The sequence below is a fragment of the Corynebacterium sp. 11A genome (assembly GCF_008930935.1).
Classification (GTDB): domain Bacteria; phylum Actinomycetota; class Actinomycetes; order Mycobacteriales; family Mycobacteriaceae; genus Corynebacterium; species Corynebacterium megadyptis.
Genome location: NZ_PQMR01000002.1, coordinates 44707 through 64040 on the forward strand (window position 1 = coordinate 44707; position 19334 = coordinate 64040).

Here is a 19334-nt window from a genome sequence, read left to right on the forward strand (position 1 = left end):
GCCGGTGCAGCAACCACCTAGGTGGCATCGCACCAGCACGAGCACGTGAAGATTCCTCTTCGGTAATGGCGCCCCGCCGGCCGCTGTGGGCCAGCGAGTGGCAGCTATTACTTCGAGTAAAGCTCGACGATGAGCTGCTCCTGCAGCGGAATGTCGATCTGGGCGCGCTCGGGCAACTGGTGCACGAGGATGCGCAGGGTGGAGGGCACGACCTGCAGCCATGCCGGAACGACGGCGTCCACCTGGTTGTCCTGGGCCTCGTCGAACCAGACCATCTTGCGGGACTTCTCACGGACATCGATGATGTCGTACTGAGAAACCTGGAAAGACGGAACGTTGATGTTCTTGCCGTTCACGGTGAAGTGACCGTGGGAGACAAGCTGACGAGCCTGACGACGCGTGCGGGCGAGGCCGGCACGGTAGACAACGTTGTCGAGACGGGACTCGAGCAGGATGAGCAGGTTGTCGCCGGTCTTGCCGGGCTGACGGTTCGCCTCGGCGTAGTAGCGGCGGAACTGCTTCTCCATGACGCCGTAGGTGAAACGAGCCTTCTGCTTCTCCTGCAGCTGCAGGAGGTACTCGGACTCCTTGATGCGAGCGCGGCCTGCCTGTCCCGGGGGGTACGGGCGACGCTCGAAGGACATATCTCCACCGACGAGGTCGACGCGGAGACGGCGGGACTTACGGGTTGCTGGGCCGGTATAACGAGCCATGAGTTTCTAACCTTCCTTTCCCGAATTCTTAAACGCGACGACGCTTCGGCGGACGGCAACCGTTGTGCGGCTGCGGAGTCACATCCGAGATCGAGAGAACCTCAAGGCCGGCGGCCTGGAGGGAGCGGATTGCGGTTTCGCGGCCCGAACCCGGGCCCTTGACGTAGACGTCAACCTTCTTCATGCCGTGATCCATTGCCTTGCGGGCAGCGTTCTCGGCAGCCATCTGCGCAGCGAACGGGGTGGACTTACGGGAGCCCTTGAACCCGACGTGGCCGGAGGAGGCCCAGGAGATGACGGCACCATTCGGGTCGGTGATAGACACGATGGTGTTGTTGAAGGTGGACTTAATGTAAGCGGCACCCTGTGCCACATTCTTCTTTACGACGCGACGGCCAGAACGGCGAGCGCCGGAGCGAGTCTTTGGAGGCATTACTTCTTCTTTCCTGCGATCGTCTTCTTCGGGCCCTTACGGGTACGAGCGTTGGTCTTGGTGCGCTGACCGCGCACGGGCAGGCCACGACGGTGGCGCAGACCCTGGTAGCAGCCGATCTCGATCTTGCGACGGATGTCAGCCTGAACCTGGCGGCGGAGGTCACCCTCAACCTTCCACGAGTTCTCGATAACATCACGAAGAGCAGAGATCTGCTCATCGGTCAGAGCGTCGGTACGCAGGTCGGGAGAGATGCCAGTCTCTTCCAGCAGCTTGGCGGCGCGAGCCGGGCCAATGCCGTAAATGTAGGTGAGAGCGACCTCCATGCGCTTATTGCGCGGGAGGTCAACTCCAGCTAGACGTGCCATGAGGCATTACCTTTCCGGTTGTTACGGTGGTTTTCTCCCAACTCGTCCCCACCAGTTGACGCTTCGCCCGGATGCGGTGCCGGACTGTGGGCCAAGATACGTAGGGCTTCAGCCACCGATTGCCGAAGGTTGGTTGAGTGCCACGGTTGGATCCGCCGTGCAGGCGCATACATGAGCAAGAACCCAACGTGAAATAACCGTCGGGTTCCGTCTCGCCTCGGGGCACTCGGTAGAGTTAGGAGGCTGTGAGTTTTACTTGTAGCGGTAGACGATGCGGCCGCGGGACAGGTCATAGGGAGACAGCTCCACTACCACGCGGTCCTCGGGCAGGATACGGATGTAGTGCTGGCGCATCTTGCCACTGATGTGCGCGAGCACCTTGTGGCCGTTGTCCAGCTCTACTCGAAACATTGCGTTCGGAAGAGGCTCGATAATTCGACCCTCAACCTCAATTGCGCCTTCTTTTGCCATATCCTCAAACATTTCCCCAGCCACTGCTGTGGCCGGTTTGATGGTCGTCTGCTACATAGGCGCGACAGCCAAAACAGTCACACCAAAGCGCAAGCATACCGTTTCTGCTGGAAATCGCAAAATGGCTGCGTCATCACGCGCGAGGGGCCGGCGAGGTTTAGTTTTTGTTACCGGCGCGGAGGAGAGCATCGCCTTCGAGGCGGAAGATTTCTTGATCCTCCAGCGCCCCGCCGCCCATCCTGGTGTAGAAGGCACGGCCATTGTCATTGTCTTTGGACACATTCCACTCCATGCGGGCATAGCCGCGGTCCACGCATTCGGCGGCCAAGGAGCTCAGCAGTGCCTGACCATAGCCTTTGCCGCGGTGCTCCTCGCGCACATAGAGATCCTCCATGTGAATGACGGGCGTGGATTCCCAAGTGGAAAATTTATAGAACCACAGAGCGAAGCCGGCGAGCCGCTCGGCGCCCTCTTCTTGAAGCACGGTGACCCGCGCCAAAGGGTGCGGGCTAAAGAGGTGCTGTTCGAGACGCTCCTCATTGGCGCGTACACCATTGGGAGCGCCCTCGTGTTCGGCGAGGCAGTGGATGAGATCGAGGATCTCGGGGATGTCTGTGTCACGGGCGGGGCGGATCGTATAGTCCTGCATAACTATCCAGTGTAGCGATCTAGGCCACACTATGATGCCAGCAGCGCCCGAGCGCTGGCCCCCGCCGCGCGTTAAGGGGTGCTTATCGACGCACGTGCCCGTTGGGAACGCCGTAGTCCACATCGCCCCAGACATAGACGAGATCGCCTATGTTGAGGTGGTTGAAGTACCGCTCGGACTCGCGCATGGGCACGTGCACGCAACCGTGGGAGAGCACCTCGGGGTCACCGCCGTGGAAAGCGATACCGTTCCTGGTGAAGTACACGGAATTCGGCATGGGAGCGTTGTAGAACTCGCGGGAGACCTCGTACTTGACCTTGCGGTTCACATAGTGGCGACCAGGCGGGGTGTCGTAGCCATCGGCGCCGGTGGAGACGCGAATGACGTCACTGACGCGGTGGCCCTTGCCGTCCTGCAGCCAAGCCACCTGCTTATCAGCGTCCACGCAGGCACGTGCCTCCTTCGGGCACGGGCTGGGAGTGGGGCGCGGACTCGGCGCCGGAGCGGGCTGCGGGGCCGGAGCGGGGGCCGGATTCGGTGCGGGGCGCGGGCCGGAGTGGCGGGCGATGATGCCCGGGTAGACGGCCTCGAGGGTGCGGTCTACGGCGTCCTTGGCCTGCTGTGCCAGCGGTGCCGGCAGCAGCTGGTCGGCGCTGCGGTGCAGATCACCACGGGTGCGCCATGCCTGGGCCTCGCCCTGGGCCTGGAAATCGGACTGGGTGGGGATGGTGAAGCCATCGAGGCCCGGCAGCTCGAACTGGGAGGAACCGAAGTCCGGCACCATGTTGTCGAGGCCGAAGGGAAGCTGTGCGTGCGCTGCCGGAGCAAGCGGGAGAGCAACAGCGAGGGTGGCGCACAAGGCGGTAGCGCCGCGCACGAGCCGAGCACCAACACCGCAGCCGGAGGAGTGACGAGAGCCCATAGGAGTGTAGACGTCCTTTTCTTCAAGCGACACCTCATGTGGGCGCCGCAATGTGTATTTCAAGCCCACCCTATCTGATCACACTCAGGTTGGGCGATATTTTAGGAATCTTATCCCCTTATCGTGCGGTGCAGTCAAGGGGACACACCCTAGGAGAAGTCCCCCTCCGGGCGCGTGGTGAGAATGCGCGGCCCCGCAGCGGTGGCGGCCACCGTGTGCTCCCAGTGCGCGGCGGGCGAAGCATCCTCGGTGACCACCGTCCAGTTATCCTCGAGCACCTCCGAATAGGCGGTGCCGCCGGCGAGCATGGGTTCGATCGCCAGCACCGAGCCTTCCTGGATCAGCGGTCCCCTATTGCCCCGCCCTTCATTGGCGAGGAAAGGATCCTCGTGCATGGTGCGCCCGATTCCGTGGCCGCCATAGCCGTCCACGATGAACAGCTCCACGTTGAACTTCTTCTCGGCCGCGCGGGTGGCCATCTCGAGGGCGTGGGAGATATCGGTGAGCCGGTTGCCCGGTACCATGGCCGCAATGCCCTGGCGTAGCACCCATGCCGTGGCGTCATTGAGCGCGGAGGTGGCGTCGTCAAGCTCCCCGATGCCGAAGCTGAGCGCGGAGTCGCCGACCCAGCCGTTGTAGGTGGCGCCGCAGTCGATGGAGACGAGATCACCGGGCTGCAGGATGGTCTCGGCGTTGGGGATGCCGTGCACGATGGCATCGTTGACGGAGGCGCAGATCGTGGCCGGGAAGCCTTCATAGCCGAGGAAGGTGGGAGTGGCGCCGTGATCGCGGATGACGGTCTCGGCGATGCGGTCGAGCTCGAGTGTGCTCATGCCCTCGCGGGCGGCGGCGCGCACCTCGTGCAGGGCGTGGCCGACGATAGCGCCCGCGGCCGCCATCTTCTCTAGCTGCTCGGGGGTTTTGGCGGGGATTGTGCGGTTGTTCTTGCGACGCGCCATGGGCGGCGTTCTCCTTTGGTTCTTGGTTAGGGGGTCGGCACAGCACAACGCCGACCATCCTCTCGAGGAGAGGAGGCCGGCGGAGGCGAGAGATGAACTTATTTGCCGAGGGCGCTCATGGCGCGCTCGTTGATCTCTTCGATGCTGCCTTCAGCTTCGACGGTGTAGACGCTGTCGCCGTAGTAGTCGATCACGGGGGCGGTCTGCTCGCGGTAGACCTCCATGCGGGTGCGGATGGTCTCCTCGTTATCGTCGGCGCGACCGCGGGCGAGCATGCGCTCGACCACGACGTCCTCGGATACCTGGAAGTTCAGCACGCCGTCGACGTCCACGCCTTGCTTCTGCAGCATCTCAGCCAGCAGGTCGGCCTGCTCGGTGGTGCGGGGGAAGCCGTCCAGCAGGAAGCCCTCGCTGGCGTCGTCCTCGGCAAGGCGGGATTCCACCATGCGGGCGGTCACCTCGGTGGGGACGAGTTTGCCGGCGTCGATATAGCTTTTCGCCTCCACGCCCAGCGGGGTTCCTTCGCCAATATTTGCTCGGAATAGATCACCGGTGGAGATGTGCGGAACACCCAGCTTCTCGGAAAGAATCGCAGCTTGGGTGCCCTTGCCTGCACCGGGAGGGCCTAGGAGAACGAGTCGCATTACTTCAAGAATCCTTCATAGTTGCTTTGCAGGAGCTGACTCTCAATCTGCTTGACGGTGGTCAGAGCCACCGAGACAAGAATCAGAAGTGCGGTACCACCAAAGGGAGTTGCACCTGCGTCTATGTTACCAACTCCGAGGTCCAGCATGATGTTCGGCAATACGGCAATGATGCCCAGATAGGCGGCACCCACGAAGAGCAGTCGGTTCATCACATAGCCCAAGTAGTGGGCGGTGGGACGCCCAGGGCGAATGCCCGGCACGAAGCCGCCGTACTTCTTCATGTTCTCGGCCTGCTCGTAGGGGTCGTATTGCACCGAGACGTAGAAGTAGGAGAAGAACACGATGAGCACAAAGTAGAGCACGATGTACTGCCACGAGGAGGGGGTCTGCAGGTGCGCGATAACGTTGCGCATCCACCAGTTATCCGGCACCGAGGCGCTATTGGAGTTCACGATCTGGGTGATCAGCACCGGCATGTAGATGAGCGAGGAGGCGAAGATCACCGGGATCACGCCACCCTGGTTCACCTTCAGCGGCAGGTAGGTGGAGGTGCCACCGTATTGGCGGCGGCCCACCATGCGCTTGGCGTACTGCACTGGGATGCGGCGCTGCCCCTGCTCGATGAAGACCACGCCGATCACCAGCAGGATCACCGCGGCGAGCACGACACCGAAGACCACCCCACCGGAGGATTGCAGGATGTTCATGCCGTCGGTGGGCAGACGCGTGGCGATACCGGCGAAGATCAGCAGCGACATGCCATTACCGATGCCGCGTTCGGTGATGAGCTCGCCGAGCCACATCACCAGCACCGCACCGGAGGTCATCACCACGACCAGCATGAGCAGGGTGAAGATATTCGAATTTTCCACCAGCACGCGCTGGCCTTGGCCCAGTAGCTGCTCGCGATCGGCGAGCGCCACGATGCCGGCGGATTGCAGCAGCGCCAACGCCACCGTGAGGTAGCGGGTGTACTGCATCATCGTAGATTGGCCCGATTGGCCTTCCTTTTTGAGCTCCTCGAATCGCGGGATCACCACTGTGAGCAGCTGCACGATAATCGACGCCGTAATGTAGGGCATGATGCCGATGGCGAACACCGAGAGCTGCAGCAGCGCACCGCCGGAAAACAGGTTAATCAGCGAGTACACGCCGGAGTTTTCCGAGGCGATCTCATGCAGCCGTGCGCTGATCTCGCGATAGTCCACGCCGGGCGAGGGGATCTGTGCACCGATGCGGTACAGCACGACCATCGCGAGCGTGAACAGAATCTTCTTTCGCAGATCAGCGTCCTTGAAGGCCGAGACAATGGCGGACACTAATAATCCTCCTGTACACCCCTAGCTCGATCTGCGGCGGGTGTGCCGCACCCGATCGAGGACATAAGGGACGTAGTAACAAATACCTAACTGGACGAATCAGCGCACGCACCAAGCTCGCGTGCCTGAGATCAAGAGTTAACAACGGTGTCACTTTACCAGCAATGCTCGCCGGCACCGATATTGCGTACTCACCACACCCTAACCTTGAGGGGGAATCCCCGCTCAGCAGGGCCGCGCGCTTATCGACGCAGCCCTCGATCGGCCATCGTATGGGAGATAACAAAGCCGCCAGCCTCAGCTACTGCTGGGACTGGCGGCTTCCGCACTCTTCGCGCCCCGCGCTCGGCGCGGGACTGAGGGGTGCTACTGAGCCTCGGCGACAGAGCCGCCGGCGGCCTCGATCTTTTCCTTGGCGGAACCGGAGAACTTCTGTGCGGTCACGTTGACCTTCACAGAGATGTCGCCGTTGCCGAGCACCTTGACGGGCTGGTTCTTTCGCACCAGGCCGGCTGCTACGAGATCGGCAACGCTGACGTCGCCGCCCTGCGGGAAAGCCTTCTCGATGTCTGCAACGTTGACCACCTGGAAGATGACCTTGTTGCGGGCCTTGAAGCCCTTGAGCTTCGGCAGGCGCATGTGGATGGGCATCTGGCCACCCTCGAAACCTGCTGGCACCTGCTTACGAGCCTTGGTGCCCTTGGTACCGCGGCCAGCGGTGGTGCCCTTGGAGGCATTACCGCGACCCACGCGGGTCTTGGCCTTCTTCGCGCCCTTCGCCGGGCGCAGATCGTGGAGCTTAATAGGTTCGCTCATGAGTTATCTACTCCCCTGCTACTTCTTCGACCTCGACCATGTGGCGAACGGTGTTGATGTAGCCACGAACGATCGGGGTGTCCGGGCGAACAACAACATTGTTCGGGCGCTTCAGGCCGAGGCTGCGCAGCGTGTCACGCTGATTCTTCTTAGCACCGACGGTGCTTTTGGTCATGGTGATCTTGAGGGCCATGATTTACGCCTCCTGACCTGCGCGTGCGCGCAGCATACGGGCCGGGGTGACCTCTTCGATGCTCTTGCCGCGGCGGGCAGCGACCTCTTCGGGGCGCACGAGCTGCTTGAGGGCATCCACGGTGGCGTGGACAACGTTGATGGCGTTGTCCGAGCCGAGAGACTTGGACAGGATGTCCTGCACGCCAGCGCACTCAAGCACCGGGCGGGCAGCGCCACCAGCGATCACACCGGTACCGGGGGCAGCGGGGCGAAGCATAACGACGCCGCCTGCGGCCTCACCCTGAACCGGGTGGGTGATGGTGCCGGCAATCATCGGGACGCGGAAGAAGTTCTTACGAGCTTCCTCGGCACCCTTCTGGATAGCGGCGGGAACTTCCTTGGCCTTGCCGTAGCCAACGCCGACCATGCCTTGGCCGTCGCCGACGATCACGAGAGCGGTGAAGCTGAAGCGACGACCACCCTTCTGGACCTTGGACACGCGGTTGATGGTGACAACGCGCTCCAAGTACTGCGAGCGCTCGTCCTGCTGGTTGCGGTCATTGCGACGACCACCACGGCGGTCGTTGCGGTTGTTCTTCTGGTTCTCGTCGGCGGTGCGTCCGCCGTCGCGCCGTTCACGTCCTGGCATTACGCGATCCTTCCGTTGTTGAACTTATCTGCGGTGATCATTAGAAGTTCAGACCACCTTCACGAGCGCCATCGGCCAAAGCCGCAACGCGGCCGTGGAACTGGTAGCCACCACGGTCAAAGACAACCTTCTCAATGCCGGCAGCCTTGGCGCGCTCGGCGACGAGCTTGCCCACAGCGGTGGCCTTGGCCTTCTTGTCGCCCTCCATCTCGCGGATGGACTGATCCATCGAGGATGCAGCGGCCAGGGTGTGGCCGGCCAGGTCGTCGATGACCTGAACGTGCATGTGACGGGAGGAACGGTGGACGACGAGACGCGGTGCCTCGGGGGTACCGCGCAGCTTCTTGCGCAGACGGAAGTGACGACGGGCACGAGCCTGACGACGACGGGTAGAGATGTCCTTGCCGACAGGAACGCGCTTGTTCTCTGCAGTGTTGCTCATTACTTACCTGTCTTTCCGAGCTTGCGGCGGACCTGCTCACCCTCGTAGCGGATGCCCTTACCCTTGTAGGGGTCATCCTTACGCAGACGACGGATGTTAGCGGCGACCTGGCCGACCTGCTGCTTGTTGATACCGGAGATCGAAAGCTTGGTGTTGCCATCGACCGCGAAGGTGATGCCCTCGGGGGCCTCAACCAGCACGGGGTGGCTGTAACCGAGAGAGAACTCGAGGTTCTGGCCCTTGGCCTGCACACGGTAACCAACACCGAAGATTTCCATCTTGATGGTGTAGCCCTCGGTCACGCCCACAACCATGTTGTTCACGAGAGAGCGGGACAGACCGTGCAGGGAACGGTTCTTACGGTGATCATCGGGGCGGGAGACAATAATCTGGTTGTCTTCCACGGCAACGGTGATCGGGGCCGGGATGTCCTGGGACAGAGTGCCCTTGGAGCCCTTGACCTCAACGTTCTGGCCGTCGATCTTGATGTCAACGCCGCTGGGGATGGCGATGGGAGCTTTACCAATACGAGACATATTTAGATTCCCTCCCTCTTACCAGACGTAGGCGAGGACTTCTCCGCCTACGCCCTTCTCGTGAGCCTGGCGGTCAGTGAGCAGCCCCTGAGATGTGGAGATAATCGCCACACCGAGGCCACCGAGAACCTGCGGCAGGTTGGTGGACTTTGCGTACACGCGCAGACCGGGCTTGGACACGCGACGAACGCCGGAAATGGAACGCTCACGGGCGGAGGAATACTTCAGATCCAGGGTGAGGGTCTTGCCAACCTTGGCGTCCTCCACCTTGTAATCCTTGATATAACCCTCTTGCTTGAGGATGCCCGCGATGTTCGCCTTCAGCTTGGAAGACGGCATGGACACGGTCTCGTGGTACGCGTGGTTAGCGTTACGAATGCGAGACAGCATGTCTGCAATGGGATCAGTCATGGTCATAAGACTTAGACCTTGATACCTTTCTCGTTGCGGTTCCTAATTCACCCAAGAACCGTTGTCAGCTGTCACTAGGGAGCCGGCGACTCTGGCGCTTCCACGCACTCAATAGTGGGAAAGCTCGCTGCCTTGCACTCACGAACGCTGGACGTTATGGGGCGAATATAAGGCCTACAACAAAGTAGGAACGTACAAAATAAAAGGATCTCGCGGGATCTCGCGAGTCCAAGAATGAAATGATACACACCCCCAGCCTGCGGGTCAAGACGTTTCAGCACGTCACCGCTCTCGGCCGGGGCGGTGCATCTAGCGCTGAAGCTCGTGCTGCAGGGCGTCGAGTTCCCCGCCGCCGGACATCTCTAGCGTGAGGGTGTCAACATCCACGTCCTCGCGCCGCGCCTGCAGCGTCTGCTTGCCGAGGGTGAGCACCACAAACCTATCCCCCACCAGCAGCGCGTGCTTGGGGTTGTGGGTGATGAAGATGACGGCGGTGCCCTGTTCCCGGGCCTTGGCGATGAATTTCAGCACCATGCCGGACTGCTTCACGCCCAACGCGGCGGTGGGCTCATCCAAAATCACCACGCGGGCGCCAAAGTAGATAGCCCGGGCGATCGCCACCACTTGGCGCTGGCCACCGGACAGCGAGGAGACGGGCGCATCGATATCGGGGATGACAATGCCCATGTGTTCCAGCTCCGTGGCGGCGATGCGCTTCATCTTCCCCTCATTGATCAACCCCCAGCGATTGCTGATCTCCTGGCCGAGGAAGAAGTTGCGCCACACACTCATCTGCCCCACCACGGCCAAGTCCTGGTACACGGTGGCAATACCGGCGGCGAGAGCATCGGCCGGGGAAGTGAAGTGCGTCGGGGTGGCGTCGACAAGCATCGTGCCCGAGGTGTGGGGATGCAGGCCGGCCAGAATCTTGATGAGCGTGGATTTGCCGGCACCATTATCGCCCAGCACACAGGTGACCTCGCCGGGCACCACCTGCAGATTGATCGAGCGAAGCGCGTCGAAGGCGCCGTATTTTTTGCTGACGTCGTGCAGCTCAATGATCGGGTCCATGGGCTATTTCTTTTCCGTATATTTCGCGACGCCGAGGTTCGTCATGACGGCGAACAGCAGCATGGCGCCGAGGAAGAACTTGAACCAGTCCGGGTTCCACCCGGCGTAGACGATGCCTTGGTTGGTCATGCCGAAAATCAGGGCGCCGATAGCGGTGCCGACGGCGGTGCCTTTGCCGCCATTCATCGCGCAGCCGCCGATGACGGCCGCAATGATATAGAGGAACTCATTGCCCACGCCCTGGCCCGCTTGGATGGAGTCGAAGGCGAAGAGATTGTGCATGCCCACAAACCATGCGGCGAAACCAACGAACATGAACAGGATGATCTTGGTGCGGCGCACCGGCACACCCACGGCATGGGCGGCGTCCTGGTTGCCGCCAACGGCGAAGATCCAGTTACCAAACTTGGTTTTAAAAAGCAGGATCGACGCCAGCGCCACGAAGCCAATCCACCAGAACACCGTCACCCGCACCTGCACCCCAGCGACATTGACATTGGAGGCAAACACCATGTTCGCGGAGTAGAAACCCTCCATATCCGCGATGGTAGGAGTGGCCACCGCGCCGGTGACGAGCTTGGTGATGGCCAAGTTCAGCCCCTGCAGCATGAGGAAGGCGCTCAGCGTGATGAGGAAGGAGGGGATACCGGTGGTGGTCGTGAGATAGCCGTTGAGCGCGCCGATGGTCAGCGCGATAAGCAGCGCAATGCCCGCCCCCACCCAAGAGTTCAGGTGCAGATTGTAATTGAGCATCGTGGCGGCCAAAGCAGCAGTCGTCACGGCGACACCAGAGGAGAGGTCGAATTCATCGCCGATCATGAGCATGCCCACCGCTAGGGCCATGATGCCCATCGTGGACGATGCATAGAGCACCGTGGCCAGCGACTCAAAAGAGCGGAAGGGTGGGGCCACGATCATGAAGAGCGTGAAAATCACGATGGCGCCGAGCAGGCTCGCCAGCTCGGGGCGGCGAATGAGTTTCTGAAAGAAGGAGCGCTGCAGCATGCGTTCATCGGCCGCGCTCGCCGAAGCGGTGTCGCTCATCGCAGGCCCGCCTTTGCCGCGGCGGCGATGGCGTCCACATTGCTGGCGTCCACGAAGGAGGGGCCGGTATAGACCGGCCGGCCACCGCCCACGGTGGTGCCATTGCGCATATTCAGCCACAGAGAATCCACGGCCAGATAGCCCTGCAGATAGGGCTGCTGGTCCACTGCCCACTCGACATCTCCAGCGGTGATGGCGCTCACCAGTTCCGCATTGGTGTCGAACGTAGAGATCTTGGCCTCGGAACCGGCCTGCTCCTTGGACTTCACGGCGGCCAGCGCGACTGGGGCCACCAGCCCCATCACCCAATCGATACTCGGATCCTCCGTGAGTTTCGCCTGCAGAGTAGAGGTGACGGAGGTGAGGTCCATGCCATTGACATAGAGAATCTCCACCGAGCCGCCGGCACCGACCTTCTCGAGGCCCTTCTTCACGCCCTCGCAGCGCGCCTCTTGGGAGGAGTTGCCCTGCTCGTGGATCACACAGAGCACATTCGATGCATTATCTGCGGCGAGGCGCTCACCGGCGAGCTCGCCGGCCACGGATTCATCCTGGCCGAAGAAGCCGCTCAGGCCGTAGTTCTGATACTCGTTCATTCCGGCATTGAGTCCCACGACGGGAATACCGGCATCCACGGCGTTCTGGGCGGCGGGGCCGATCGCCTGCGCATTCGGCAGGGTGACAGCAACGCCGTCTACCCCGGCATCCACCGCCGACTTCACCAGGTTCGCCTGATTGGGCGCCTGCGGATCGGAGGAGTAGCGCAGCTCAATATTGCTCTTCTTGGCCGCATCCTCCGCGCCCTTGCGCACCAGATCCCAGAAGGTATCGCCCGGCGCGCCGTGGCTGACCATCGCCACCACCGCGCGATCGGTATCGGCCCCGCCGAAGCCGGGGCCGCCGCCCGTGCCGCCGCCGGAGTCGCTGGGACGCGGGGCGCCGCCGGTAGAAGAGCAGCCGCTAAGAAGCAGCGCCAGCACCCCGATGAGGGCCATGAGAATAGTGGCGGTGGAGGTGGCGTGCCGCGAGTACGGCGAGGACACACGGTGGGAAAGACAAAGACCTAGCATAACTATTGATTCAACGGAAGCGCCCTCCCCGCTGTCAAATGCGTTTGCCCAGCTCATCCGACATTTCTTGAACGATTAAGAATGGCTGTTCTGGCCTTTTAGCACAGAGCCCTCCGTGCAAACTCCACCCGCGAGCACACCCTCACACCCCGCCCATGACCCTCGGGCCGCGAGCCTGCTGCCCCCCCCCTATCGCCGAGATACACACCATAAGGGGGCATCCCCTGTGCCTCCACACTCACCCCTCTAGCCCTAAGCATTAGCGTAGCCTAACCTTGAAATTAGGTGCGTATGAATACTTTCCCTAGTTCAGTGAGGTGGTACTTGTGCCTGATCCCTGCTACCACGACTCTCAGCTCGCACTTGAGGTCAAGGACCTGCGCTGCGAGCGAGGGCCGGCGAAGAAGCGTATCCCCGTACTCAAAGGCGTGAACCTGCACATAGCGTCTGGCGAGATTGTCGCGGTCTTAGGTGCCAATGGCGCCGGTAAGACCACTCTCATCAATGTGCTGTCGACTCTCCTTCCCGCATCCTCTGGCACGGCGCGGGTGGCGGGCCTCGATGTCACGACCCAGCCCGCCGAGGTGCGGCGACACATCAGCATGACGGGGCAGTTCGCCACGGTGGATGAGCGACTCACCGGAGCGGAAAATCTCATCTACTTCGCCCGTCTCGCGGGGCTGTCTCGCAGCGCTGCCACAGCCCGCACCACCGAGCTACTCAGCGAGTTCCAGCTGGATGCCGCCGCCCATCGCCGAGTGGCGGATTATTCCGGCGGTATGCGCCGCCGGCTAGACATCGCCATCTCCCTCACCGCCCCGCCCACCCTGCTCTTCCTCGATGAGCCAACCACCGGCCTCGACCCGACAGCGCGGGCCCACGTGTGGGAACTCATCACCCGGCTCAGCAATGAGGGCACATCCATTCTGCTCACCACGCAATATCTCGACGAGGCCGATAGTCTCGCCGATCGCATCGCGGTGCTTGCCGACGGCGTGGTGATTGATGAGGGCACTCCCACCGAACTCAAGAGCCGTTATGGCATGCTCATCTGCGAGGTGAGCATGGATAGCGCCACCCATGCCGAGAAGCTCTGCATGCAGGCCCACAAGGCCGGACTATCCGCCCAAGTGGAACACAACTGCGTGCGCGCCGAAGCACCCCGTGGGCACCGCGATCTCGGTCGCTTGCTCGGTCTCTGGGAGGGCGAGGACAGCAGCATCGTGGACGTGGCACTCACCCCGCCCTCGCTCGATGATGTCTACGCCGCCATTGCCGATAGCGGCGATGTGGCCGGACAGCACATAACCCCCTCCCCCAGCAGCGAGCAGCCTGCGGATGCGGGCAGCGACCGGCGGGGGCGGCCATGACCTCCACTCGCATCCACCACCCCCTCGAAGCAACTCCACGGCCTTTCGGGGCGATCGCCAGCATCTGGAAACGAGACATGCTGCGCTTGCTGCGCAATCAGGCGGCGATGATCTCCAGCATCATGATTCCGTCGATATTTATGCTCGCGTTCTATGCGTCCTTTGCCCGCTCCGCGGAGCACTTTATGGATAGCTATGCCGACTTCATCCTTCCTTCCGCCGTCACCCAGGCGATCATTTTCACGGCTGGTGGCTCCTGCCTAGCAGTCGCCGAGGATAAAGAAGATGGTTTTTACTCTCGCCTGCTCAGCATGCCTGTGCCCTCCTGGTCGATTGTGGCTGGCCGGCTCTTGGCTGATCTCACCCGCATGACCTGGTCCGGGGCGATACCGCTGGCGCTCGCATTTCTTCTTGGTGCGCGCTTTCACGGCGGCATCGGTGCCGCGGCGCTCTTCCTGCTCGCCCTCGCCCTCATTACCGTGGTGCTCTCCGCGGCGATCGACGGGCTAGTGCTCATCACCGCCCATCCGGTGTCCACCGCACTCACCTTCCAAGGGCTCACCATCGCGATACTTTTGCTATCCACCGCCTTCGTCCCCGCGGACGCCCTGCCGGAGCATGTGGGGACGGTGGTCGCCCATATTCCACTCTCTCCCATCTTGGATTCTTTGCGCGCACTCGCCGCGGCCGAACCACTGGGCTCCACCGGGGTGGAGGCCGCAGTGTGGCTGATCGTGCTCAGCGCGGCCGGATTCTGGGGATTTAGTACTGCGCTCAGGAGGGGCCATGTCTCTTAAGCTCACGTCTCTCATGCTGCATACGCGACGCCGCATTCTGCGCACCATCAGAGACCGCGCCAGCATGTCCGCAACACTGCTCACCCCCGTGGTGATGTTTCTGATCATGCGCATTCTCTTTGGGGATCTCATCGCCGCCTCCCAAGGCCGCACCAGCCCCGATCTCACGGCGGTGTGCCTACTCATGGTGCTCGGCGCCCAGTGGATGAACTCCACCTACTGCGCCTCAGAGACCGTCCGCGAGCGCACCTCCGGATTTACTGCCCGCATCGCCGTCAGCCCAGGCGGCACCGTCCCCTTGGTGTGCGGCGAGACCCTCTATTATGCGATTCGCTTCCTTTCCGCAGCACTGGCGACGCTCCTCGTGGGAGTGGTCGCTGGGGCGCGCTTCCACGGCGCGGCGACCATCACCGTTGTGCTGCTGGCAATCGTGATCTCCTCGCTCGTGTCCGCGCTCATGGCCACGTGGATGGCGTATTCCACCACCAATCCGGAATCGCTGATGATGGTCACCCCACTGCTGATGACGCTGCTCTTCCTCTCAGCCGGAGTGGTGGGAACAGACAGCTTTGTAGAGCCCGTACAACCCTTCGTGCGGCATAACCCCATCACGCATCTCGTGGAGGGGGTCACTGCCCTCAGCGCCGATAGCGATTCCGGTAATCACCTGCTCATTGCTCTCGCCTGGGCGGTCGGCGCCGGGGTGATATTCCTCATCGGCGCGAGCCGCACCTACTCGCGCGCCCAGACGCAGCTGAGCTAAATACAGCCTCCACTATGTCTCATATCACCATTGCCTAGAGCACTTTGACCTGCTAGAAGTGAAAGAGCGCGTGTTCTTATCAGCCCTAGGCGCTAGCGGGACACGCCGGACACACTATTTTTATCCGCACCACTGAAGGAGGGACAGTCCCCATGTTTGGCCAGCAACAGGTGAAGCAGAAGCTGTCGCCGTACCTCGCCCCCACGCGGATTCAGAGCCCGATCACCTAGATCGAGATTCCACCGCGGGGTACGGCTGACAGCGCACACCGATTGTCTCCTTCCCGCGGTTTTTTCTTGCCGCTCCCCTTCACCTCCTCCCCCAGCATCGTTAATGATGCCTATGCGCCAGCCGGGCGGGCGAGGTGGCGTCGATAAGCGGCCCCGCTACTGCGGCACAGGACAGAGGCGGCGGTGTGGTCACCACCCACCGACACTCACTTTGCTCATCGAAGGAGAGCACCTATGTCACCACAGCGCAGACGACGCGGCCGCCGCAGAAGAGATCCCGAGATCCGTTCGCTGCAGCCGCACTCCCCCATTGTGAAGAACTTCGCCTCAGAGATCGAGGACGGGGTTCTGCTCCAGGCCCAGCAGCTGGCCGCGATGCCCTTTGTGCGCCCGCACGTAGCACTCATGCCGGATGCCCACATCGGACTCGGCTCCTCTGTGGGATGCGTATTCGGCACGATCGACGCCGTCATCCCTGCAGCCGTGGGCGTGGATATTGGCTGCGGCATGATCGGTGTGCGCACCCAGTTCAGTGCCGCCGATCTTGCCGGCCGCAACCTCGAGCAGCTGCGCGACGCCGTCGAGGCCGCCATCCCCCTCTCGCTGGGAAACTACAACGACTGGCAGCTTGCGGACAGCGCCGATGCTCGCTGCCGCGAACTCAACGAGCTCGCCGAGGGCGACGATGTAGATCTGAGCCACTCACCTCGGTGGCGGCAGCAGCTCGGTTCGCTCGGCGGCGGGAACCACTTCATCGAGCTCTGCCTCGACGAGGAGGAGCGGGTGTGGATGTTTCTGCACTCCGGCTCGCGGGGCGTGGGCAACCAGATCGCCCGTATGCACATCCGTATCGCCCAGCAGCTCATGGACCGCTGGTGGATTCCGCTGCCCAATAAGGACGTGGCCTACCTGGTCGATGGCACGCCCGAGTTCGATCGCTACATCAAGGATCTCACCTGGGCGCAGCGCTTCGCCTATCTCAACCGCGAAGAAATGATGGACCGCTTTGCCCGCTGCCTCGGGGAGTTCCTCGGCGCCGAGGTTGTGGAGGAGGAGCGCATTAACTGCCACCACAACTACACCGAGAAGGAGGAGCACCACGGGCGCACCGTGTGGCTCACCCGCAAGGGCGCCATCCGCGCCGACGAGGGCAGTCTCGCCCTCATCCCGGGCTCGATGGGCACGGCCAGCTATGTCGTGGAGGGAAAGGGCAATGAAGTAGCACTGCGGTCCGCACCCCACGGGGCGGGACGTCGCTTCTCTCGCAGCGAAGCGCGCCGGCGCTTCACCGTCGAGGATCTGGACCAGCGCATGGGCGGGATCGTTTACCGCCACGGCGATGCCTGGGTGGACGAGATTCCCGATGCCTATAAGGACATCGACGCGGTGATGGCCGACTCCGCCGAGTTGGTCCACATCCGCCACACCCTGCGCCAGGTGCTCAACATCAAGGGCACCTAGCGCGGCAGCGAGAAGCACCACAGGCGGCACGGCACGCACAGCGTCGCGCCGCGCCGCCCTTAACGCTGTTCAATCATCGCCGGTATAGTCACCACACGTGGGTTATTACAGCATCAAAATGCACGCCAGTGCGCACGGCCAGCACATTTCGGGAGCTGAGCGCATCCTGCCGAAGGAGCAGCTCGCGGAGATGGCAGAGATCCTCGTCACTCGCGCGCTGACCCACCCCAAGGGGCAGGCTGCGGAGATCTCGCTGCACGCCACGGCGGTAGCGGATGAGCAGATCGTTACTGTGCCCGCGCTAGAAACCAGCACGGTGCCCACCGACTCCCCGGCCGCGGCCGACGCGGTGATCGCCGAGGTTCTCACCGAGGTGGGTGTGGCGGATGCCGCCCCCTTCGTGCGGCTATTGCGCGAGGTATCGGGGCTGCGCGGGGCGATGATCGCCGATGCCGCTACCGGCGCCCGGCGCGAACCCGATCCCCAGCGCGGGGTGCGGGTATCCACCTTCGACGCCACTGCCAGCTCGATGTCTGCGGAGAAGGAACACTATCGCGAGGCACTCACCCTCGCCTCCAAGGCTCTGAGCGCCCCCGGCATTGTGGCGGAGCTGTGCATGTCTGATGACCCCGACTACACCACCGGCTATATCGCCACCGCGGGCCACTACCGGCGCCTGTTGAACATGAAAGAGCAGGGCAGCACACGTGGTACTCGTGTCCTTATATATAGGGGTACGGACGCGGATCTCGCGGCGACAATTAACTATCTTGAAAACATCCCAGTATTAGTTGAATTATGAGCACACTCTCCCACCACTCCCGCGCCGCCAATCAGGTGTGGTCCGCCGAGGGCTTGGCACGCCAGATTCACACCTTTGACGGCTCGCAGCAGCCGCGCGGCACGATCGACGGCGAGTACTATCTCCAGTTCTCCAGTTCGGACTATCTGGGGTTATCCACTCACCCGCGTATGCGCGCTGCGGCTACCACCGCCACTGAGCGCTATGGCACCGGCTCGGGCGGCTCGCGCCTGACCACCGGCACCACCATGCACGGCGCCCTCGAGCGGGAGCTGGCCGAGCATTTCGGTTATGAGGACGCAGTGTGGTTCGGCAGCGGCTACCAGGCCAATCTCTCCACCATCGCCACGTTGGCTCAGCTTGCAGGCAGTGAATTGACGATCTTCTCCGATGCGCTCAATCACGCCAGCCTTATCGACGGCATCCGCATGGCGCGGCACACCGCCGGCTGCCAGGTGACTGTCTTCCCGCACGCCAACTATGACGCGCTCTCTGAGCTCACCGCCACCTGCCCCACCACATTCGGACTCATTGTCTCCGACGGTGTGTTCTCCATGTCCGGTGCGGTCGCCGATCACGCTCGTTTGGAGGAGATCGCGCTCAGCCGCGGCATGTGGCTGCTCGTGGACGATGCCCACGGTGTGGGTGCCCTCGGCGAACACGGCCGGGGCAGCCTCGACGGTATCTCTCGCCCCGATGTGCTCATCGGTACCGCCTCCAAGGCGCTGGGCTGTGCCGGCGGTTTTGTGCTCTGTGATGAAGACACCGCCACTCTGCTGCGCAATCGGGCCCGCAGCTTCGTGTTTTCCACCTCCTCTCCGCCGGCCACGGTGGCCGCCGCCCGCACCGCCCTAGAGATCCTTACGCAGGAGCCGGAGCACCAGCAGCGCTTGCACGACAATATTGCTTATCTGCGCGCGGGTCTGGCCGACCAAGGGCTGCCCAGCCCTGGGGTGTCGCCCATCGTGCCGGTGGTGATCGGGGATGAGCGCGAGGCCATGGCTGTCAGCGAGGCGCTGAAACAACGCCAGATTTTCTGTAATGCCATTCGCTACCCCACCGTGGCCCGCGGTGCCGCCATGCTCCGGCTCACGGTGCAGACGACGATGGAACACGAGGATATTGACGCCCTCCTCGCCGCCCTCGCTCAGGTGCGTGGCGTTTAGCCGCCCACGGCGCAGCCGGACACGCGGCGCTGAATACGAGGTGTGCAGCGA

At 62.5% G+C, this 19334-nt stretch carries 24 protein-coding genes; 6 read left to right on the plus strand and 18 right to left on the minus strand.

The features are described from left to right. Window positions 1-107: 107 nt before the first annotated feature. The 18 genes from rpsD to GBB18_RS02820 form a co-directional block, all read right to left on the minus strand. Window positions 108-713, minus strand: coding sequence for a 30S ribosomal protein S4 (gene rpsD, locus GBB18_RS02735; RefSeq protein ID WP_151528916.1), 606 nt, complete (start codon window positions 711-713; stop codon window positions 108-110). A gap of 28 nt (window positions 714-741) precedes the next feature. After that, window positions 742-1146 carry a 30S ribosomal protein S11 gene (gene rpsK, locus GBB18_RS02740; protein WP_018018725.1) on the minus strand — a complete coding sequence of 135 codons (405 nt, stop codon included), beginning with the start codon at window positions 1144-1146 and terminating at the stop codon, window positions 742-744. Beyond that, window positions 1146-1514, minus strand: coding sequence for a 30S ribosomal protein S13 (gene rpsM, locus GBB18_RS02745; RefSeq protein WP_018018724.1), 369 nt, complete (start codon window positions 1512-1514; stop codon window positions 1146-1148). Before rpsM ends, rpsK begins: the two co-directional genes overlap by 1 nt. 252 nt (window positions 1515-1766) lie before the next feature. After that, window positions 1767-1985 carry a translation initiation factor IF-1 gene (gene infA / locus GBB18_RS02750; protein ID WP_012359610.1) on the minus strand — a complete coding sequence of 73 codons (219 nt, stop codon included), beginning with the start codon at window positions 1983-1985 and terminating at the stop codon, window positions 1767-1769. Between the two features lie 157 nt (window positions 1986-2142). Continuing rightward, window positions 2143-2634 carry a GNAT family N-acetyltransferase gene (locus GBB18_RS02755; RefSeq protein ID WP_192795895.1) on the minus strand — a complete coding sequence of 164 codons (492 nt, stop codon included), beginning with the start codon at window positions 2632-2634 and terminating at the stop codon, window positions 2143-2145. Between the two features lie 82 nt (window positions 2635-2716). Next, a complete protein-coding gene (locus tag GBB18_RS10835; RefSeq protein ID WP_192795896.1) occupies window positions 2717-3556 on the minus strand; it encodes a L,D-transpeptidase in 840 nt (279 codons plus the stop codon). A gap of 149 nt (window positions 3557-3705) precedes the next feature. Continuing rightward, window positions 3706-4515, minus strand: a complete 810-nt coding sequence (gene map / locus GBB18_RS02765) for a type I methionyl aminopeptidase (RefSeq protein WP_151640698.1) — start codon at window positions 4513-4515, stop codon at window positions 3706-3708. A gap of 98 nt (window positions 4516-4613) precedes the next feature. Further along, window positions 4614-5159, minus strand: coding sequence for an adenylate kinase (locus tag GBB18_RS02770; protein WP_151528920.1), 546 nt, complete (start codon window positions 5157-5159; stop codon window positions 4614-4616). Next, complete coding sequence (secY, locus tag GBB18_RS02775) at window positions 5159-6481, minus strand: preprotein translocase subunit SecY (protein WP_151549494.1); 1323 nt, start codon at window positions 6479-6481, stop codon at window positions 5159-5161. Before secY ends, GBB18_RS02770 begins: the two co-directional genes overlap by 1 nt. Window positions 6482-6847: 366 nt before the next feature. After that, a complete protein-coding gene (gene rplO / locus GBB18_RS02780; protein ID WP_151549493.1) occupies window positions 6848-7297 on the minus strand; it encodes a 50S ribosomal protein L15 in 450 nt (149 codons plus the stop codon). A 7-nt stretch (window positions 7298-7304) separates the two neighbouring features. Continuing rightward, entirely contained in the window at window positions 7305-7490 is a 186-nt protein-coding gene (gene rpmD, locus GBB18_RS02785; RefSeq protein WP_151528923.1) for a 50S ribosomal protein L30, read from the minus strand. Between the two features lie 3 nt (window positions 7491-7493). Continuing rightward, window positions 7494-8120: a 30S ribosomal protein S5 gene (gene rpsE, locus GBB18_RS02790; RefSeq protein WP_151528924.1), complete on the minus strand. Its 627-nt coding sequence runs from the start codon at window positions 8118-8120 to the stop codon at window positions 7494-7496. Window positions 8121-8160: 40 nt separating this feature from the next. Then, the gene (rplR, locus tag GBB18_RS02795; protein WP_151528925.1) at window positions 8161-8562 is read right to left on the minus strand and encodes a 50S ribosomal protein L18; all 402 of its coding nucleotides are present in this window, start codon (window positions 8560-8562) and stop codon (window positions 8161-8163) included. Beyond that, complete coding sequence (gene rplF / locus GBB18_RS02800) at window positions 8562-9098, minus strand: 50S ribosomal protein L6 (RefSeq protein WP_151549492.1); 537 nt, start codon at window positions 9096-9098, stop codon at window positions 8562-8564. Before rplF ends, rplR begins: the two co-directional genes overlap by 1 nt. Window positions 9099-9116: 18 nt before the next feature. Then, window positions 9117-9515 carry a 30S ribosomal protein S8 gene (rpsH, locus tag GBB18_RS02805; RefSeq protein ID WP_151528927.1) on the minus strand — a complete coding sequence of 133 codons (399 nt, stop codon included), beginning with the start codon at window positions 9513-9515 and terminating at the stop codon, window positions 9117-9119. A 303-nt stretch (window positions 9516-9818) separates the two neighbouring features. Then, window positions 9819-10580 (minus strand): ATP-binding cassette domain-containing protein, encoded by a 762-nt coding sequence (locus GBB18_RS02810; protein WP_151549491.1) that lies wholly within the window; start codon window positions 10578-10580, stop codon window positions 9819-9821. A 3-nt stretch (window positions 10581-10583) separates the two neighbouring features. Further along, window positions 10584-11585 carry an ABC transporter permease gene (locus GBB18_RS02815; RefSeq protein WP_151549544.1) on the minus strand — a complete coding sequence of 334 codons (1002 nt, stop codon included), beginning with the start codon at window positions 11583-11585 and terminating at the stop codon, window positions 10584-10586. Window positions 11586-11620: 35 nt separating this feature from the next. After that, the gene (locus GBB18_RS02820) at window positions 11621-12619 is read right to left on the minus strand and encodes a substrate-binding domain-containing protein (protein ID WP_151549543.1); all 999 of its coding nucleotides are present in this window, start codon (window positions 12617-12619) and stop codon (window positions 11621-11623) included. 401 nt (window positions 12620-13020) lie between these two features. On the opposite strand from GBB18_RS02820, the gene GBB18_RS02825 reads away from it, so the two are divergent. The 6 genes from GBB18_RS02825 (at window position 13021) to GBB18_RS02850 (ending at window position 19283) form a co-directional block, all read left to right on the plus strand. Beyond that, window positions 13021-14064 carry an ATP-binding cassette domain-containing protein gene (locus GBB18_RS02825; protein WP_225990225.1) on the plus strand — a complete coding sequence of 348 codons (1044 nt, stop codon included), beginning with the start codon at window positions 13021-13023 and terminating at the stop codon, window positions 14062-14064. Continuing rightward, a complete protein-coding gene (locus GBB18_RS02830; protein WP_151549489.1) occupies window positions 14061-14861 on the plus strand; it encodes an ABC transporter permease in 801 nt (266 codons plus the stop codon). The genes GBB18_RS02825 and GBB18_RS02830 overlap by 4 nt, the downstream gene beginning before the upstream one ends. Further along, entirely contained in the window at window positions 14851-15624 is a 774-nt protein-coding gene (locus GBB18_RS02835; protein ID WP_151549488.1) for an ABC transporter permease, read from the plus strand. The genes GBB18_RS02830 and GBB18_RS02835 overlap by 11 nt, the downstream gene beginning before the upstream one ends. A gap of 464 nt (window positions 15625-16088) precedes the next feature. Next, window positions 16089-17315, plus strand: coding sequence for an RtcB family protein (locus tag GBB18_RS02840; RefSeq protein WP_151640700.1), 1227 nt, complete (start codon window positions 16089-16091; stop codon window positions 17313-17315). 97 nt (window positions 17316-17412) lie between these two features. Further along, entirely contained in the window at window positions 17413-18117 is a 705-nt protein-coding gene (locus GBB18_RS02845) for a 6-carboxyhexanoate--CoA ligase (protein WP_151549486.1), read from the plus strand. Then, the gene (locus GBB18_RS02850) at window positions 18114-19283 is read left to right on the plus strand and encodes an 8-amino-7-oxononanoate synthase (RefSeq protein ID WP_151640701.1); all 1170 of its coding nucleotides are present in this window, start codon (window positions 18114-18116) and stop codon (window positions 19281-19283) included. The genes GBB18_RS02845 and GBB18_RS02850 overlap by 4 nt, the downstream gene beginning before the upstream one ends. Window positions 19284-19334: the final 51 nt, after the last annotated feature.

Coding starts and splice junctions, on each gene's coding strand:
- GBB18_RS02830 (WP_151549489.1), top strand. CDS start 14,061: ATGACCTCCACTCGCATCCACCACCCCCTCGAAGCAACTCCACGGCCT.
- rplO (WP_151549493.1), bottom strand. CDS start 7,297: ATGAGCGAACCTATTAAGCTCCACGATCTGCGCCCGGCGAAGGGCGCG.
- GBB18_RS02755 (WP_192795895.1), bottom strand. CDS start 2,634: ATGCAGGACTATACGATCCGCCCCGCCCGTGACACAGACATCCCCGAG.
- GBB18_RS02850 (WP_151640701.1), top strand. CDS start 18,114: ATGAGCACACTCTCCCACCACTCCCGCGCCGCCAATCAGGTGTGGTCC.
- rpsE (WP_151528924.1), bottom strand. CDS start 8,120: ATGCCAGGACGTGAACGGCGCGACGGCGGACGCACCGCCGACGAGAAC.
- rpsK (WP_018018725.1), bottom strand. CDS start 1,146: ATGCCTCCAAAGACTCGCTCCGGCGCTCGCCGTTCTGGCCGTCGCGTC.
- GBB18_RS02770 (WP_151528920.1), bottom strand. CDS start 5,159: ATGCGACTCGTTCTCCTAGGCCCTCCCGGTGCAGGCAAGGGCACCCAA.
- GBB18_RS02815 (WP_151549544.1), bottom strand. CDS start 11,585: ATGCTGCAGCGCTCCTTCTTTCAGAAACTCATTCGCCGCCCCGAGCTG.
- rpsM (WP_018018724.1), bottom strand. CDS start 1,514: ATGGCACGTCTAGCTGGAGTTGACCTCCCGCGCAATAAGCGCATGGAG.
- infA (WP_012359610.1), bottom strand. CDS start 1,985: ATGGCAAAAGAAGGCGCAATTGAGGTTGAGGGTCGAATTATCGAGCCT.
- rplF (WP_151549492.1), bottom strand. CDS start 9,098: ATGTCTCGTATTGGTAAAGCTCCCATCGCCATCCCCAGCGGCGTTGAC.
- GBB18_RS02835 (WP_151549488.1), top strand. CDS start 14,851: ATGTCTCTTAAGCTCACGTCTCTCATGCTGCATACGCGACGCCGCATT.
- GBB18_RS02810 (WP_151549491.1), bottom strand. CDS start 10,580: ATGGACCCGATCATTGAGCTGCACGACGTCAGCAAAAAATACGGCGCC.
- rplR (WP_151528925.1), bottom strand. CDS start 8,562: ATGAGCAACACTGCAGAGAACAAGCGCGTTCCTGTCGGCAAGGACATC.
- map (WP_151640698.1), bottom strand. CDS start 4,515: ATGGCGCGTCGCAAGAACAACCGCACAATCCCCGCCAAAACCCCCGAG.
- rpsD (WP_151528916.1), bottom strand. CDS start 713: ATGGCTCGTTATACCGGCCCAGCAACCCGTAAGTCCCGCCGTCTCCGC.
- GBB18_RS02840 (WP_151640700.1), top strand. CDS start 16,089: ATGTCACCACAGCGCAGACGACGCGGCCGCCGCAGAAGAGATCCCGAG.
- rpmD (WP_151528923.1), bottom strand. CDS start 7,490: ATGGCCCTCAAGATCACCATGACCAAAAGCACCGTCGGTGCTAAGAAG.
- GBB18_RS10835 (WP_192795896.1), bottom strand. CDS start 3,556: ATGGGCTCTCGTCACTCCTCCGGCTGCGGTGTTGGTGCTCGGCTCGTG.
- GBB18_RS02820 (WP_151549543.1), bottom strand. CDS start 12,619: ATGGCCCTCATCGGGGTGCTGGCGCTGCTTCTTAGCGGCTGCTCTTCT.
- rpsH (WP_151528927.1), bottom strand. CDS start 9,515: ATGACCATGACTGATCCCATTGCAGACATGCTGTCTCGCATTCGTAAC.